The 14,977-nt window shown below is 48.5% G+C and carries 15 protein-coding genes; 4 read left to right on the forward strand and 11 right to left on the reverse strand.

Annotated features, from left to right (window positions below; all coding sequences use genetic code 11):
• Window positions 1-483: 483 nt before the first annotated feature.
• Both M0L20_RS17135 and M0L20_RS17140 read left to right on the forward strand, forming a co-directional pair.
• Window positions 484-1,293: a helix-turn-helix transcriptional regulator gene (locus tag M0L20_RS17135; RefSeq protein WP_248478198.1), complete on the forward strand. Its 810-nt coding sequence runs from the start codon at window positions 484-486 to the stop codon at window positions 1,291-1,293.
• Window positions 1,294-1,371: 78 nt separating this feature from the next.
• A complete protein-coding gene (locus M0L20_RS17140; RefSeq protein ID WP_248478200.1) occupies window positions 1,372-3,030 on the forward strand; it encodes a serine hydrolase domain-containing protein in 1,659 nt (552 codons plus the stop codon).
• A 407-nt stretch (window positions 3,031-3,437) separates the two neighbouring features.
• On the opposite strand, the gene M0L20_RS17145 is transcribed toward M0L20_RS17140, so the two are convergent.
• Together M0L20_RS17145 and M0L20_RS17150 are read right to left on the reverse strand one after the other, a co-directional pair.
• Window positions 3,438-3,650: a hypothetical protein gene (locus tag M0L20_RS17145; RefSeq protein WP_248478202.1), complete on the reverse strand. Its 213-nt coding sequence runs from the start codon at window positions 3,648-3,650 to the stop codon at window positions 3,438-3,440.
• A gap of 386 nt (window positions 3,651-4,036) precedes the next feature.
• The gene (locus M0L20_RS17150; RefSeq protein WP_248478204.1) at window positions 4,037-4,771 is read right to left on the reverse strand and encodes a murein L,D-transpeptidase catalytic domain family protein; all 735 of its coding nucleotides are present in this window, start codon (window positions 4,769-4,771) and stop codon (window positions 4,037-4,039) included.
• Between the two features lie 103 nt (window positions 4,772-4,874).
• Here M0L20_RS17150 and M0L20_RS17155 point away from each other — a divergent pair, with 103 nt between their 5' ends.
• The gene (locus tag M0L20_RS17155; protein ID WP_248478206.1) at window positions 4,875-5,612 is read left to right on the forward strand and encodes an EcsC family protein; all 738 of its coding nucleotides are present in this window, start codon (window positions 4,875-4,877) and stop codon (window positions 5,610-5,612) included.
• A gap of 4 nt (window positions 5,613-5,616) precedes the next feature.
• On the opposite strand, the gene M0L20_RS17160 is transcribed toward M0L20_RS17155, so the two are convergent.
• The 3 genes from M0L20_RS17160 to M0L20_RS17170 all read right to left on the reverse strand — a co-directional run bounded on the left by M0L20_RS17160 (window position 5,617) and on the right by M0L20_RS17170 (window position 8,127).
• Window positions 5,617-6,756, reverse strand: a complete 1,140-nt coding sequence (locus tag M0L20_RS17160) for a serine hydrolase domain-containing protein (RefSeq protein ID WP_248478208.1) — start codon at window positions 6,754-6,756, stop codon at window positions 5,617-5,619.
• Between the two features lie 53 nt (window positions 6,757-6,809).
• On the reverse strand, window positions 6,810-7,481 hold the full coding sequence (locus M0L20_RS17165; RefSeq protein ID WP_248478210.1) for a PorT family protein: 672 nt from the start codon (window positions 7,479-7,481) through the stop codon (window positions 6,810-6,812).
• Window positions 7,482-7,569: 88 nt separating this feature from the next.
• Entirely contained in the window at window positions 7,570-8,127 is a 558-nt protein-coding gene (locus tag M0L20_RS17170; protein ID WP_232562171.1) for a DUF4142 domain-containing protein, read from the reverse strand.
• 137 nt (window positions 8,128-8,264) lie between these two features.
• Here M0L20_RS17170 and M0L20_RS17175 point away from each other — a divergent pair, with 137 nt between their 5' ends.
• Window positions 8,265-9,221, forward strand: a complete 957-nt coding sequence (locus tag M0L20_RS17175; RefSeq protein WP_248479130.1) for an EamA/RhaT family transporter — start codon at window positions 8,265-8,267, stop codon at window positions 9,219-9,221.
• Here M0L20_RS17175 and M0L20_RS17180 read toward each other — a convergent pair.
• The 6 genes from M0L20_RS17180 to M0L20_RS17205 all read right to left on the reverse strand — a co-directional run bounded on the left by M0L20_RS17180 (window position 9,218) and on the right by M0L20_RS17205 (window position 14,936).
• Window positions 9,218-9,589 carry a hypothetical protein gene (locus M0L20_RS17180; RefSeq protein WP_248478211.1) on the reverse strand — a complete coding sequence of 124 codons (372 nt, stop codon included), beginning with the start codon at window positions 9,587-9,589 and terminating at the stop codon, window positions 9,218-9,220. The genes M0L20_RS17175 and M0L20_RS17180 overlap by 4 nt on opposite strands.
• Before the next feature lie 169 nt (window positions 9,590-9,758).
• Window positions 9,759-10,781: an MlaD family protein gene (locus M0L20_RS17185; RefSeq protein WP_232562173.1), complete on the reverse strand. Its 1,023-nt coding sequence runs from the start codon at window positions 10,779-10,781 to the stop codon at window positions 9,759-9,761.
• 73 nt (window positions 10,782-10,854) lie between these two features.
• Window positions 10,855-11,610, reverse strand: coding sequence for an ABC transporter ATP-binding protein (locus M0L20_RS17190; RefSeq protein ID WP_248478212.1), 756 nt, complete (start codon window positions 11,608-11,610; stop codon window positions 10,855-10,857).
• Window positions 11,611-11,640: 30 nt separating this feature from the next.
• Entirely contained in the window at window positions 11,641-12,456 is an 816-nt protein-coding gene (locus M0L20_RS17195; RefSeq protein ID WP_232562175.1) for an MlaE family ABC transporter permease, read from the reverse strand.
• Window positions 12,457-12,761: 305 nt separating this feature from the next.
• Entirely contained in the window at window positions 12,762-14,327 is a 1,566-nt protein-coding gene (locus tag M0L20_RS17200) for a DUF4384 domain-containing protein (protein ID WP_248478213.1), read from the reverse strand.
• A gap of 21 nt (window positions 14,328-14,348) precedes the next feature.
• Window positions 14,349-14,936 (reverse strand): hypothetical protein, encoded by a 588-nt coding sequence (locus M0L20_RS17205; RefSeq protein ID WP_248478214.1) that lies wholly within the window; start codon window positions 14,934-14,936, stop codon window positions 14,349-14,351.
• Between the last annotated feature and the right edge of the window lie 41 nt (window positions 14,937-14,977).

Genomic DNA, 14,977 nt, shown 5'->3' on the forward strand with positions numbered 1-14,977 from the left:
TGGTAGGGCAACTACATACTGCCATTCAGGTAAGCAATGGCTCATCTCAATCTGATCATGGGTTAGCCAGACAGCTACCAGGCTCTTGTTTGAACGAACTAAAACAAGAGTGGGAGAAAGCGTTGAATAAGTCAGACTATTAAGCCGAATCTGGCTTTCTAGATACCATAATAAAGCGTATAGTGATTCAAAAATGCCTGGTAGACCGCAGCTACTGGGCATTTTTATGCCTAGCTTCCCAAGAAAGCCTAGTTGACGCAACATGAGAATTGGGTAAAGGCGGGTGCAAGACCCAAGTGCTCCGTACTGGCTGCCTTCGCTGAGCAGCTTGCTGTTGATACGTTTGCAAAAATGAATAAGAAATTAGGTTAGCTTCGTGTCTGGCTACGTTGGACCGGCAGAAGTCAAGTCTGATGCGGTAGGCTAAATAAGAGGCTGCTGTGCTCGGATAGTAGGTAGTAGTGAATCCATCCTGAGTGATCTATGAACGCTTTGACAAACGGCCAGTTCTACGGCCTGACAAACCAAACGGTCAGGCTTGGTGGCCTGACGTTAACGGATACCGAGTATACCCACGACAGGGTCGATTGGCATTTTCATGAGAATCCCTACTTTACCTTCGTCCTGGAGGGAAAAGTGCTGGAAGGTAACCGAAAAGAAACATACCACTGCGGAGCCGGTAGTCTTTTGTTTCACAATTGGCAGGAGGCTCACTACAACACCAAACCCAAAGGCTATACACGCGGCTTTCACGTAGAAATCAATGCTGATTGGTTCAACGCGTATGACCTTCCTACTGCCGCTTTGCAGGGTAGTATGAATTTACCCGATCCGCATCTTAAAACACTCATGTACTGTATTCTTAAAGAAGCCAAACTGTGTGCGGGTGGAGAACGTACAGCCATCAATTCGCTGCTTGTCCAACTGCTCAGCGAAGTAAAGCCAGTGCCAACCAAAATTCACCGGCAAAAGCCCGTCTGGGTAACCCAACTTAGGGATTTATTGCATGATGCACCGGAACAACCGTGGACGTTAGAGCGGCTCGCGGGCTATTTATCGATTCACCCGGTTTATCTCTGCCGCCAGTTTCCCGGCTACTTCGGTTGCCATTTTGGTGAATATGTTCGTATGATACGGCTTCAAAAAGCGTTGCGACTGATGTTCACGCCGAGCGTTGCTTTGACGGATATTGCCTTTTCGTGCGGTTTTGCTGATCAAAGCCATTTTATCCGGTCTTTTAAAGCGCATTATGGGATCACTCCGTTCCAGTATCGACAACTTATAGTAGGCTAAGCCGCCTAGGTTAATTCTGTTCTATTTCTGAAACACCCAGTTGCAGATATTTGAGGCAGACTTTACGATCTCCCAATCATGTTCATTCGGCCTTTTTTACTTCTATCCATTTTACTGGTTACCAGCAGGGGGCTACACGCCCAATCGGACGATCTGGTCAAAAGCCAGGGAATCACATCTGCTGTTCATAAGGCCGCGATCGGCAGGATCGTTTTTACGAGTAAGCAGACACCGCCTGAGGAACTGAAGGCAAGTGATTTTCTCGATACGTACGAGCTTACCAACAAAAGCAACTTGTTCATGACGGTCTTCATGGGCAACTCACTAACCAATTACCTGCATCCGTTAGCCCCTACGTTACAAGCTGACTCCCTGGCTAAAGTGGGTAATTATCAATTTTTATTTTACGTCGATAACCGACTGATCTATCAAAGCAATTTGCATCCGGGAGCACCTTACGCCCGAATTAAAGACTGGGAGACGGTAATCAGTAAACCCTTAATTGATAATCAGCATGAAGGTGCGTGGTGGAGCCAATCCGCCTGGAACCGGTTTATGCGCAACGGGGGCGACAGTGCTTTAACCGAAGGTCACCATGTATTCAAGCTGGAGATTAAACCCTACGTCAAGCTGATTGATGTGAAAGTGGGGGAGCCTATTGCGGTTGGTGAATTAGCCTTGGACGTGAAGCGAAAGCCTGTTTTAAACCTGGCCGACATCCAGCTGGCAGTGCCTAAGCCTTACAATGGGCTGCCCGTTTCTAGTGAGCCCTTTGACACGCGCAAAATCAAAGAACTCAAGGGTAATATCGAGGCCGATGTATTCAGGCACATCACCAGTGTGGTCGTTATAAAGAACGGTAATCTGCTTGTAGAAGAATATTTCAATGAAGCTAATCGAAACACACTGCACGACGTGCGTTCGGTGGGAAAGTCCTTCGCGTCCAGTTTAGCGGGGATTGCTCAGTACGAGGGCTACCTCAAAAGCGAGAATCAGGTATTGGCCAATTTCTATCAACTGAAAACCTGCCCGAACTACTCAACCGCGAAAGCGCAGACTACCCTGAAAGAGCTGTTGACGATGAGTTCTGCCTTTGAGGGGGACGACAACGAAATCGATTCACCTGGGAACGAAGAGAAAATGTACCCAACTGCCAACTGGGTAAAGTTTGTGCTCGACCTACCTGTCAATCCTGGCAAGTTCAAGGGGGAGTGGCACTACTTTACGGCGGGTGTGGTCCTTTTGGGTGATGTCTTAAACAAGCTTGTTCCGGACAATCTGGACAGTTATGCTAAGCAAAAACTATTTAGTCCGCTGGGTATCAGCAATTACAAGTGGCAGTATACTCCGCAGCACGTTGTAAGTACAGCCGGTGGTATTCAAATGAATGCGCTCGATTTTGCGAAGTACGGGCAGTTATACAAAAATGGCGGAAAATGGAAGGACAAACAGATTCTTCCAGCTGAATGGGTAGCCAAAACGTTTACCAAATACAAGGCAATCCCCGGTCGTAACGACGAACATTATGGCTATCTATTCTGGAACAAAAAATACCACGTAGGTGGCAACGAGTATGAAACGTATTACTGCGCTGGAAATGGTGGGAATAAAATATTTATAATGCAAAATCAGCCTTTGGTGATTGTCGTAACGGCAACCGCTTATAATACCCCCTATGCGCACCCGCAAGTGGATCGAATGATGGAGGAGTATATCCTGCCAGCGGTTCTAAAATAAGGTACTTTATTATTGGACGGATAGGTTGTAGACAACGCTAATAGGAAAGTTTAAAAATCAGCTGATTAAGGATTCCGCACATGGCTTCTTTGCACGTTACTGGCCATGTCAATCCGACTTTCTAATCCCGATAAGCTGTACAAAGTCAATACATACAAAATGCCAGACCGCAGTGCAATCTGGCATTATCACCTTCAGAACTAACCTCATCTCCCTATAAATGAGATTAACCTATGTACGAATATCGTTAAAAGTAAGATTGAAACAATATTTATTTACGGAAAATAATTTACGGTAACAAAAATGCTTGATAGCTAATAAGAATTGCCAACTGCTTTCAGGCTAGTTTTGTCGGTCACCTGGAACAATAAACCTCGTCGCATGAACGAGGTTTATTCCGTTCATTATCACTTTTTCAGCAATTCTTTACGCACTTTGTCTGCTGCGGACAAATCCGTCAGGGTGATGTTTGCTTTCTGGCGAAGTGTTGGAGAAGCAGCCAGGATTTCGGTCGCCATTTGAATCAACAAAGCCGCCGTGGCAGGACCATTGGCTTTCCGACGGGTTGTACGTGTAGTGGTCGCGTTGGGTGCTAATTGAGGCAGATTTATTGATTGCATTTCTTTTAAAATGAGTTGTTTACGTTCTAGTAATAGAACAAAATTATAGGCGTTTTTAGCTCACTTATATGCTATTTTTTTAGCGTGTACGACGTGTTTTTAATGCCAAGAATAAGCAATTGCTGCGCTGTTAGTGGTCCCAGATTACCCCCATTCGGAAGAGCTTACTGATTCGCAAATTGCGTTGAGGAACTTGGTCGTGGTGTCAGTTTTTGAACCGGGCATCCCCGCCGATAACATAATCTTTAGTCAGATTGTCAAACCTGACTAACAGGCGATTTGAGGGTAGCCGGCAGTCAACTAGAGTAGGTATAGCACTAAAAAAGGCTGGCCTAAAAAGACCAGCCCTCTACGAGTTAGTATGTGAGCCTGATGGTTCTCCGCAATTAAAGCAGTGGAGCTTTATCGGTCAGGGCTTCGGCCAGAAACGCAGACTTATGTAGATAGTTAGGGTCTGGCGAATAAACAAACAGGCAGGTACCACCTTTTACCGCTTCGATAATCGGCTTTGACAGCGCATAAGGTACGGCCGGGCAACCTTGGCTACGGCCCAAGCGGCCCGTTTTGCGGATAATGTCCTCGCACACGTAATCTGCTCCGTGCAGTACAATGTTGCGATTATAAACATTATCGTTGAAGCCTTTTTCCAATCCTTTCAATTGGAGCGACAAACCGTGTTTGCCCATGTATGTACTAAGCGTTTGGTAGAAACCAAGACTGCTCTGAAACGACGAATTAATGTTGGAGAATCGGCTGGCTACGAGATCACCGGAATTACGACCGTGTGATACGTACGTGTTGAACAAAAGCTTTCTGTTGGTCAGGTCAACGATGTACAACCGCTTCTTGTTCGATGGCTGGCTTAGATCAACAATCGACAAGATCGATTTTGTTGTATCCATTTTCTGCCATCCCCGCAGTGCATACTCAAAAACATCTTTTTGTAAACCAGACTGTGCCAAGTTTAGTTGATCATAAATGTCAAGTCTGGTAAACCTCTTAGCTTTGGCGGCTGTTTTGGTTGTTTCCGATGCCGCAACGACGGTATGAGTCGATTTAAAACCGGTGCTGGCGAAATAAGCCACAACAAGAACAGCCAGAAGCCAAACAGCTTTCTTCATAAGTACAGACGGATATATTAGTTGAGGGGGAATATACTAATAAAACCTGATCGGGAGCGTTTTAATTCGCCGAGGTGGCATCTTTTTTGCCAAAATTGCTTTTATGACCCCTTACGAAGAAGCTGTACAGACCGAACTTAGGCGCTGGCAACAGGCTATGCAAAAGCCGCCATCAGCGGTTGGCCGATTGTCTACGACGGTGCAAAAACGCATAAATCGCATTATCCCGGAGCGCATACATCAGTTAATTACAGCGACGATTAAGCAGATGACGCGGGCGGTACTGTTTGGTGCCGAATACATCAATCGGTTGCCCGAAGTGGGTTCAACATTGCCGCAGCGGGAAGCTAGGGTCATAAGCCGTATTGACTTTTACCGAAAGGCCGGAGCCGCCGAAGGTGGTGTTACGGGAGCGGGAGGAATATGGCTCGGTCTAGCCGATTTTCCGCTGTTGCTCAGCTTGAAAATGAAACTGTTATTTGAGATTGCTGCGCTTTACGGCCATTCGGTGAGCGACTACCGCGAACGGGTCTATATCCTGTACATTTTTCAGCTGGCCTTTTCGAGTCAGGAGCGACGGCAGGTGATTTATCAGTACCTCGTCAATTGGCCCGAACACAGCCGCCAGTTGCCCAACGACATTAATCAGTTTGACTGGCTAACCTTCCAGCAGGAATACCGCGATTACATTGACCTGGCGAAAATGGCTCAGTTGATACCTGGTGTGGGGGCAGCGGTCGGCATTGTCGCTAATTACCAGCTAATAAGCCAGCTAGGCCGTACGGCAATGAACGCTTATCGAATGCGGTGGCTTGAAGAAAACAAGGCGTTGCTGTCGTAACGGGTTACTTACTGACTCGTTTGCGGACCTCGTCGCGCCAGTTAATTCCCAAAAAGCCCAAAGCAGGATGCTGACCACCCAGAGTTAGCCGTAGCAGTTCATCCGCAAAGTCTAATCCGCTGGTACTATTGGTAAAGTAGATGACGGCCTCTTTGCGGCTTAAATGGGCGGTGACGTAGCATTTGAAGGCACCGTTGTCGCCCCAATGCCAGATGTACGTGTCGGACGATGGCTGTTCCAGGCCAATTCCTAATCCCCAGAACAAGTCCGGGGCCAATGTTGTCGAGTCGGAAAATCGTTTGGGAAGTTGGCTCTGCGCGCTTAGCATCTGGCTTACGGTTGCCGGTTTTAGTCCCGTTGGCGTCAAAAGAGCCAGTACGAAGCGCGCATAATCGTTGGCCGTGGTATGTAGCGAGTAAGCCATATTGGCCTGCGTAGGTTTGTACTTAGGCTCTACATTACCCGATTCGTTGTGAGGCTGCGCAAAATTGGCGTTGAAACTAGCTTTCCAGACAAAGCCGCTATTGGTCATCCCGAGGGGTTTCAGAACCCGCTCTTCCATCACATCATTAATGGGTTTGCCCGTTATCTTTTCGACTACTTTTTGCAGGTAAACAAAACCTTCCCCTGAATAACCAAACCGCTTACCCGGAGAAAATAGCATTGATAGCTTCGGCGACTGCCGGTTTTTGCGCCAGTTCGGAAAACCGGACCGGTGACTTAACACCAAACGGGCCGTTATTTTCTGATACCGTTCATCGTCGGCAGCATCTGGGTAGGGGAGATACTCGTACAGCGGTTTGTCTAAGTCTAATTTACCTTCTTCCACCAGTTGCAAAACAGCGTAGGCAAACACCGGCTTGCTGAGCGAAGCGGCTTCAAATACGGTAGACGAGGTTACGTGCTGGGTCGAATCTACTTTCGTTAGCCCGTAACCATGGCTATAAGCGAGCTTATTATCTCGAATGATTGCTATGGACAGACCGGGTACATGAGCGCTGTCCATTAGTTGACGAGTGCGCTGATCCAGTTGGCGAAAATTGCCATCGTCGTTCGTTGACTGCGCAGCTGCTAATCGAGTTATCAACAGGAATACGAAAAACCAGCGGTACGAAAAGCCAGAATACTGTGTAGATAGGTCCATGAGGGTTGATGAGTGGGCAAACTCATTTACGAAATCCGATTACAGGAACGGGCTTAGAACGTATAAATAAGCTGGGTCTGAAGGCCAAGCTCATAGGTACGGTTTTCCGTATGAGAGCCGCCAAATCGGCCCAGTCGATACGTAATCGTGGGCTGCGCGGTTAGCGCAAGGGTAGGATTCAATTGATAAACGGCACCGGCACCCAGCATGATATTAAATACCGGACCAGCGTCGGCATTGAGCCGTAGTTTTTGCGTTGGCAGATCATCGCGTACGGCGAGCACGCGTGACGAGAACGGAAAATCGACTAGTGCCGCCAGCGTGTAGTATGGGGATAGTTTTTTGGTTGATGATCGGTAGTTGATCGACAGTGGAATTCGAATTGCCCGACTTCGAACCATTGTCGTTCCTTCCCCGGCAAGCGGTAACCGATCGGTACGGGTCGGGAGGTAACGGTAGTGCAATCCGCCGGCTACCGACCATCCCGGCGCGTACGTGTAATAAACGGTTACGCCAGCGGAGTAACCGACTGAACCCATAGCCCCGTTCAGGAAAACAGGTTCGACCACTTGCCCGTCGCTGTTGGGATATAAATAAACGTTTTTGTAAGCGGTATGGACGTACAGCGGTGTAACGGTTGCCGAGACAGATAACTTTTCCTGACCAAACACCGATACTGCCTGTACTACAAAGAGAAAGAGTAATGAATAAAAAAGTCTGGTCATAGGCGAGCTTGTCATCATTGTTCGGTGAAATAAAACAAAAAAGGAGACCAACCAACGGCCAGTCTCCTTTTCTGAGGCTACAGCCCCGTTATTTCATGGAGCTTTGGATACTTTCAATCCGCTCCAGGTGTGTTTTTAACGTCGGTAACGTTTTGGTCGCGAAGGCTTTGATATCTGCGTCTTTCGCTTCCTTGCTGGCTTCTTCAAACTCGTCAATGTCTTCTTTATGATCATCGACCATCAGGCTCACGTACTTTTTATCAAATTCTTTTCCTGACAATTTTGTCAGTTCGTTCACGTGTTTCTGGTGGTCTTCGCCCAACATTGTTGGTAGCGTGATGTTTTTACTGGCGGCCAGTGATTTCAGCTCGTCGTTGGCTTTCGAGTGATCGGTAACCATCATAGCACCAAAATCTTTTACTTGCTGATTTTGCGCTTTTTCCTGCGCCAAACGACCCAGCTCAACTTCCAGCATACCACCGCTGGCCGCTTTCACCGCAAACTCAGAATCGTCATCATCCGATGTTTTCTTTTCTTCGTTAATCTGTTCTGCCTGGTCTACACTGTCTTTCTTTTCACTACTGCCGCAGGATTGTACCGATAAACCACCGGCTACGAATAAGGCTAGGAGAATGGTCTTTTTCATGATTATGTTGGTTTTATAACGTTGATAAACAGAACTTTAAATAAAACCAGGATTCATTTGTATTGTTTGACTGCTATCCGGTGAGTTATTTTATGAACTGGTTTGTCCCGTTCATTTATCTGACAGCCAGTCGTTTTATGCTTTTTCTGTTTCTCAGTATTTTGCTTTCTGTCGTGCTGTTACTCAACTTCCGACTGTTTCCACGCTACGATATCAATACATTTCAGGCTATCGTTTTCAATTATCCCGTTTGCTTTCTGACGGGGTATCTGCTGCTACCCGCCGGGCAGTCGTTTAGCCTCGATTTTTCGCAAACCTGGACCTGGTTAGCCCTGGGTCTGGGCGTTGGCTTTATTCTAACCTTTATCCTGTCGGGAGCGTCAACCCAGCGAATGGGCATCACGGCGACCTCATTAGCCAGCAATCTGTCGCTTGTTATTCCGGTCTGCTTTAGTCTGTTTGTTTTTCAGGTTGGCGGGAAATCGTTCGATGCGCTTAATTACCTGGGAATGCTTCTGGCGGTGGTAGCGGTTGGGCTAAGCACCTACAAAAAGGAACCAAATGAGCTGGCGGTGGAAACGCCTGTTCTACAGGAAGCAGCTACAAGCGTTGGCCGCCCACGCCGGTTGGGAATAAGCGTATTACTGCCGGTAGGCGTGTTTTTGTGTTACGGTGCCACCAACACGATGACAAACTACATGAACATTCGCTACATCGCCACGTCAGATAAAGCGATTGTTGTCACGTTGACGACAATTCTGGGCGCGGTAGCCGCCGGTTTACTCATGCTGGTCGTACGGGTCGTACAAGGCAAAGAAGTCGTTCGTGTTCGCAATCTGATGGGGGCCGTGACGCTTGGTGTTCCTAATTTTCTGAGTTTTTACACGCTGCTGCTGGCCTTGTCGCAGTTTGGGGGTAACGGTGCGTTTGTGTATCCATTGTATAACATTGGCGTGATCCTGGTTGCTGCGTTGCTAGCCGCTTTATTTTTTCGGGAGAAACTGTCGCTTGCCAATAAAATCGGGTTGGTGCTGGCCGTAACGGCTATCGGACTTCTGTCGTGGCAGGAGTTGCTGGCATCGCTTGCACGCTAAAGCGCTTCGTACCGGATCCTGATCGTTCGCTTGCCATCTTCGGTAGGTGAGCTAATCGAGATCGTTTCTACCGAAATACTTTTGTTGTTCAGCACCTCTTTGACGTACTTGACATCGGTTGTTGGCTGGTCGTTGAGGTAATACGTGACGGTTTTGGGCGGGTAATTAAACAAATTAACACGCGCAGCCGTGGTCTTGATGAACGTATTCGATGCGGGAACTTGATCAATTATTTCAGGTTGGCTCGCTTTAATTTGCTGGTAGGTAGGAAATAGGCTTTCCGACTTTTTCGATTGCCCAAAACAGGCGCGGCCTACCGCAGCCAGGTAAAAAAGTACTGCGAAGGATAGTCGGACGTGAAGTGGCATGGTCGTTTGTCAGTAGGCTAAAAAGACACTACCCTTGCCAAGGTTGCTGCTCAAATGTCAGTAACGGATGGCAAGGGCAGGTAGTCTGTGCATCTATGAAACGCACCAAGGCAAAACCTAGTATATTTTATTGAGTAACGTAAGCCGTAAGTGGTGACAAAAGCAGCGATTATTGTTTTGCCGCTGTACTGTCAGCGCTCCGTTTAGCGTCTGCTTTCGCTTTTTTCTTAAAGAAACCTCGCAAGAGAAAATTGCTCTGGGCCGCTTTCAGATCCTCGTTCAGCAAAGCGCTGCCCGTGTTGAGGTTGCGGAGGGTAGTCCGGAGGTTATTGGCTGTTTCCTGGTCCGTAAGCAGTACACCCAGCGGGGTATTGTTGTTGTTTAGCTTTTCCGAAGCGCGGTTGAAGTTATCGGTTGTGCGACGCAGGTTACCAACGGCCACATCCGCCGAAGTAGCCGCATTTTCGAGTCGGCCAGCCGAACGGCTTAACCGCCGGAAAATTGCCGTATCACTGACCAGTTCGTTTGCCAATGTACCCGGTGTGTTGAGTCTAGATGCGAATTGTGATACCGAGCCCGTTATTTTGGCGGTATTGACCGACGCCCGTTCGAGGTTGACCATCGCCCGCTTGAAGTTGTCGGCTACCATTGAATCTGTCAGCACAGCACCTACGGTCCCTTTTCCTTTCCGCAGATTGCCCACCAGTTCCTTAAAGTCGTTGGTTACCCGCAGCAGGTTGTTGTTGTTTTCCTGCAACGTTTCCAGAATCTGGTCTGAACTGAGCGCAGCCTGCGTTTGCAGCCGGTCGCCCTCTTCTACTTCGGGATGGCTGTTTGTGCCACCGGCAATGACAACGATTTTATTGCCAATTAACCCGTCGGAACTGATCGCGGCAGTGGCATCTTTGCGGATAAACTGCTGCGAACTTTGTTCAACATCCATATCGACCTCTACCTGGGCGTTGCTGTTGATGGTTACCCGTTTGACGGTTCCTACTTTTACGCCTGAAAACCAGACGTTGTTGCCTGCCTTAAGTCCGCCAACATCTTTAAAGATGGCAATCAGCCGGATACTTTTTGTGAAGCGTTTTTGCTGTCCGCCCAGCACAAACACCCCCGCAACGAAGATGATAATACCCAGCAGAACAAATACGCCAACAACGACAGAGCGTTTAGTCGATTCTGTACTCATATATAGTGTATAGTGACTTAAATAAAGTGGTTGAACCCGTCACTAATCACCAACCACTAATCCAGGATTCTGTTTAATTCACAAAGTTATAATTGTAAAATTGCTGTATCCGTTCGTCGGGATCGGCAAACACCTCATCGAACGTTCCAACCCGCGCGAAACGGCCATCCAACAGCATAGAAACCCGGTCGCCGGTGGTTTTGGCGCAGGTCAAATCGTGCGTAATGATGATGGATGTTGCTTTAAAGCGGTCTTTCACTTCGTTGATCAGGTTGTTGATCTCAATACTGGTAATCGGGTCAAGACCGGCTGTAGGCTCATCGTAGAGCATGATCTGTGGCTTGAGGATCAGCGTACGGGCAATACCAATCCGTTTGCGCTGCCCACCCGACAGTTCAGAGGGCATTTGATTGATCGTTTGCGACAGGCCAACATCGTCCAACGCTTCTTCGACGGCACGGTCGATTTCGCCTTGGGTTAAGTTGCGCACATTTCGGATAAGCGGAAATTCCAGGTTTTCCCGGATGCTCATGCTGTCGTATAAAGCACTGCTCTGAAACGAAAAGCCGACTTTCTGTCGGAACTGATCAAGATCATGACCGCGCAACTGCTCGACATCCTGCCCTAGCACGATAACGCTGCCCGCATCGGGTTTCAGCAAGCCAATAATGATTTTGATCAGTACCGACTTCCCCGTACCGGACCGGCCCAGCACAACCATGTTCTCGCCCTTACTTACTTCCAGATCAACGCCACGCAGTACATGCAGATCGCCAAAGGACTTTTTCAGACCGTGAATATTAATAACAAGATCGTTTTGTGGCGTCATGGTGGTAAAAATAGGATTCAGCCGTGGAAACTAGCTTCCCCGAATAGCTGATATAATTTGAAGCGATAATAATTCTTCAATAAAGACTAAAAACATTGCGGTCACAACGGATGCGTTAGCCGCTTTACCGACTCCCTCGGTTCCCTTCGACGAGTGGTAGCCTTTGTAACAGCCAACCATGCCAACGGTAAACCCGAACACAATTGACTTGGCCAGCGACGCGAAAATGTCGACGTAGGAGATAGCACCGAAAACCTCTTGGAAAAAGGATATGAAGCTGGTTTGCTCGTTCTGATTGACATTGATGAAGGCCCCCAGCAGCGCAACAAAAATGGTGTACATGGTCAGAATCGGAACGGTGATTGACGTTGCCAGCACGCGGCTGACCACCAGAAACTTGAACGGGTTCGTTCCGGATACTTCCATCGCGTCGATCTGCTCCGTAACGTTCATCGAACCCAGCTCGGCCCCGATACTCGACCCCACTTTACCCGATGCGATAATAGCCGTAACGAGTGGCCCCAAAGCCCGGACAATGGCAATGGCAATCAGCGAAGGCAACCAGGAGCTAGCCCCAAATTCAGACAGCGAAGGGCGCGACTGGTTGGTAAAGACAATGCCTGTAATAAAGCCCGTGGTCGAAATCAGTAGTAGCGAGCGGTAGCCGACTTCGTAACACTGCCGGACGACCTCCTTAAACTCGTAGGGCGGAACAAACGCTTCCTGGAAGAAGCGTCCGACAAAAGCCGCGACATCGGCTAGGTTCAGGAAAAACTTGTCCAGTCGCCGGGTAACGACGGGCTTGCTGGATGACTTGGTGGCGGAATTGGTAGTATCAGACTGCATTCAATCGCGGACAATAATACTTGTCGGGTAGTTCAATAACTGATTTGAACGGTTTGGGTTTTAATTTATGCCGTTACAGTGTAAAGTGTATCGGAGGCCAACCATTATTTCTATACGCAACGGCTCCCGGTTGGCTAAAAAACCACGGTATTAACCCATCTAAGCGCGTTTTCGTTGACAATTGGCGGCTATTTACTACCAAAAGGCACAAGAAGAGTGTGTTACTTATTTAGTAACCCTGTTTTGATTGAAAGTAAGCCAGTAAAATTGGGCAAAAGAGTAGGCAAAATGTCCCTTTGTAGGGATTATGGTTTGTGCGTCAGGCTGATAAGCAGCGGAATTATTTTGCCCGTAGAATCAATGGGCGTATCCACTTTAATTTGTTCTGGGCTGTAATCCATTTCGCGGCTGTTCATCAGCTGATCACCGAGCGTTTGCGTAAGTCGTTGCGATAAACTGCCAGAAATCTGGCTCATTTTAGAGATAAGCCGACCGAGGTGAAGAGGCTTTTCCGAAACCAAAATCAGGTAATACTCCTGACCCGGATTGTTGTCAAGGCGGATGTGTTTGGTCGGCCCCGGCAGTACCGCCGACTCTTTGGGCGCTATCATGGCGCTGAACTTGTCGGTATACGGAAAAAGCCGCGTCAGCTTTTGTGTCTGGTCCGTTCCGATCACATATACGTAAGCGGCCTTGCTGTTGTTTACGGTTAGTTTAAAGCGCGTGCCGGACGGGTAAGCGTTGACGAGACGGTACTCATCGATTGCCTTGTTCATCCCGCCATCAGTGGTCAGACTGGAATTAAGGCGACGAGCGGCCATGAGCGTCCCATCCACTAACTGCATCGTTACGCTGGCCTGCCTGGTTGTAGGTTGTTCAGAGAAACCAGCAGGTTTGGGCTTGGAAAGCGTACCGGCAAGGTTAGGTAGATGAATGGTCTTGACGGGCGGTAACTCCATCGGGTAAACGCGAAAGGCGTAGCGTGTAAACAAGCCGAAATCATGGTAGTTGATCCAGCACAATCCTTTGTCTGCCCAGCGCGTCCCCCAGCTGTTGACTACCCGAAACGCCTGACGCTTATCGTCATAGCCCACAACCGTAAGCGCGTGACCAAACAACTTATGGCGCTTGAAACCCGACTTAACTTCTTCGAACAAATCATCGGTATCCGATGGGCCAGGTGTCCACGTATCCGTTGAAACGGCCTGAAACGACAGGGGAATCATCATGCCAATCGGTACGGGATAACCGCCCGCCAGCGCTAGTTTAACATTCTGAACATTATCTCGAATGACAGATTCCAACTCCTTGCGATTTTGTTGCGCTTTCTGAAACGTGGTCGCAAAAGTGAAAATTCGTTCGAAATGACGAATCCGAAAGCGAGATGCCTGCTCGTCGTACGATTTGACGTCTTTGAGGCACTGTGGATAAGCAAGATTTGACCAAAAGGGAACGCCGTACTTTTTAAGAACCGTCAAGCCCTCGTCCAGCGTGCCACCTCGCTGACAGGTCACATCGCTGGGTAATTTCAGGTGGGCATACAGATAGGTTGGTGAAAACCGCGTCTGGTCGATCTCGGATTTTTTGGTCAGGCCACGCTGAATGGCCTCGATAACGGTGCGTGTGTAGTAGGCGCAGCTAAAGGCCACACAAGTGCCATAATCGCCCTGTCGTTCAATGCTTGGCAGGTACTTCTCGTACGACAAGGCTTTGGGAAGCGGGGCTTTGTAAAGCACATTGTCCGGTTTCTGCTCGATTTTCAGATAAGCTTCGTCATCAAACTGTAAGCCCGATTGGCTAAGGTCCAGCGGGGCCTGTGCCCAAACGGGTTGCGTCAGCAGAAGAACCAGGAGCCGGAGAAGCTTTTTCATTGGTCAATGAATCGTGAAAACTTAGCGGGTAAAAGCGCTTTTGGGCAGGCTAAGGTATAGCTTAAAAATTTGCCAGTAATTGGTCGTTGGTGGAGCCGTTTCGGACGGGGTCATCACCGTTGCAATGTCGATGGCTTCGGGTCTGTTTGCGGCAAAACGGGTGGCGTTGCGATACGTCGTGACCAGGGTTTGCCAATGGCCGGTTGGCGTTTCAATGGTCTGACCATAGTGGACAACTTCGGCACCCTTGAACTGAATGGTTAGTGGTTGGTTGCCAAACTGTGCCAGATAATCCTTTACTGGGAGACGTAACTCGGGTTTACCGACCCGACGAACCGCAATATAGCCCGACGGGGCGAAATGAACCGTTAGTTCCCGTGCGTATCGTTGCTGCTGGCTTACCGGGACGCGCGGATACAGCCGTAAGTGGTGGAGCACGCTGTCAATTTTTTGCTTTAACGGTAGTTTGAGCAAGCGAAGGGAGGAGGCTGTTGCTCGAGAGCGGCCAACTGTTGTCAGACGGCGTTGCGCCTGACAATCAGCTAGCGAGCCGCCTGTTAGCCAGAGGCACAAAAAAAGAATAAGGTGATGGATAGAAGAGAATTGCATGACCAAAGGAAGAACAGGCTGGTTAGTCTATAGCGTTTGGG

It is taken from the genome of Spirosoma liriopis (assembly GCF_023196085.1).
Taxonomy (GTDB): domain Bacteria; phylum Bacteroidota; class Bacteroidia; order Cytophagales; family Spirosomataceae; genus Spirosoma; species Spirosoma oryzicola.

What these genes read in the sequence shown, in the direction of transcription:
- M0L20_RS17135 (WP_248478198.1), top strand. Translation starts at nt 484, where the DNA reads ATGAACGCTTTGACAAACGGCCAGTTCTACGGCCTGACAAACCAAACG.
- M0L20_RS17140 (WP_248478200.1), top strand. Translation starts at nt 1,372, where the DNA reads ATGTTCATTCGGCCTTTTTTACTTCTATCCATTTTACTGGTTACCAGC.
- M0L20_RS17145 (WP_248478202.1), bottom strand. Translation starts at nt 3,650, where the DNA reads ATGCAATCAATAAATCTGCCTCAATTAGCACCCAACGCGACCACTACA.
- M0L20_RS17150 (WP_248478204.1), bottom strand. Translation starts at nt 4,771, where the DNA reads ATGAAGAAAGCTGTTTGGCTTCTGGCTGTTCTTGTTGTGGCTTATTTC.
- M0L20_RS17155 (WP_248478206.1), top strand. Translation starts at nt 4,875, where the DNA reads ATGACCCCTTACGAAGAAGCTGTACAGACCGAACTTAGGCGCTGGCAA.
- M0L20_RS17160 (WP_248478208.1), bottom strand. Translation starts at nt 6,756, where the DNA reads ATGGACCTATCTACACAGTATTCTGGCTTTTCGTACCGCTGGTTTTTC.
- M0L20_RS17165 (WP_248478210.1), bottom strand. Translation starts at nt 7,481, where the DNA reads ATGACCAGACTTTTTTATTCATTACTCTTTCTCTTTGTAGTACAGGCA.
- M0L20_RS17170 (WP_232562171.1), bottom strand. Translation starts at nt 8,127, where the DNA reads ATGAAAAAGACCATTCTCCTAGCCTTATTCGTAGCCGGTGGTTTATCG.
- M0L20_RS17175 (WP_248479130.1), top strand. Translation starts at nt 8,265, where the DNA reads ATGCTTTTTCTGTTTCTCAGTATTTTGCTTTCTGTCGTGCTGTTACTC.
- M0L20_RS17180 (WP_248478211.1), bottom strand. Translation starts at nt 9,589, where the DNA reads ATGCCACTTCACGTCCGACTATCCTTCGCAGTACTTTTTTACCTGGCT.
- M0L20_RS17185 (WP_232562173.1), bottom strand. Translation starts at nt 10,781, where the DNA reads ATGAGTACAGAATCGACTAAACGCTCTGTCGTTGTTGGCGTATTTGTT.
- M0L20_RS17190 (WP_248478212.1), bottom strand. Translation starts at nt 11,610, where the DNA reads ATGACGCCACAAAACGATCTTGTTATTAATATTCACGGTCTGAAAAAG.
- M0L20_RS17195 (WP_232562175.1), bottom strand. Translation starts at nt 12,456, where the DNA reads ATGCAGTCTGATACTACCAATTCCGCCACCAAGTCATCCAGCAAGCCC.
- M0L20_RS17200 (WP_248478213.1), bottom strand. Translation starts at nt 14,327, where the DNA reads ATGAAAAAGCTTCTCCGGCTCCTGGTTCTTCTGCTGACGCAACCCGTT.
- M0L20_RS17205 (WP_248478214.1), bottom strand. Translation starts at nt 14,936, where the DNA reads ATGCAATTCTCTTCTATCCATCACCTTATTCTTTTTTTGTGCCTCTGG.